Raw genomic sequence first — 287 nt, 5'->3', positions numbered from 1 at the left:
CCTGCATATTTCGCCACAAAGTCCGCCATCTTTATCGTGAGCGCGCGATCGATCATGCGTTCGAACTTGACGAGGGGTGCCGGGTCAATGGCAGTGCCAAGAGTTCGTTGTGCCACGTCAATGAATTGAGCGGTGGCCGCGTTAGCACTCAACGCCGTAGGTGCCCACTCACGTAGCAAATATTCGCGTAGTACGTGTATTCTGTCACCGAGTTCAGTAGGCAATTCTTCAGAGTACTGAATAACTCGGCTGTTGATCTCATCGTTATCGTGCGGAAGACTCTTCTC

1 protein-coding gene is annotated in these 287 nt (G+C 51.9%); it reads right to left on the bottom strand.

What is annotated here, in order from left to right; translation table 11 throughout:
• The coding region (locus AC1RPU_RS08170) for a hypothetical protein (RefSeq protein WP_481769673.1) at window positions 1–287 on the bottom strand (287 nt) is incomplete at both ends.

The sequence above is a fragment of the Dellaglioa sp. CoH-55-MRSF-7 genome (assembly GCF_056782235.1).
Note: the sequence above shows the minus strand (reverse complement) of the source record. Positions and strands in the feature narration are given on the sequence as shown.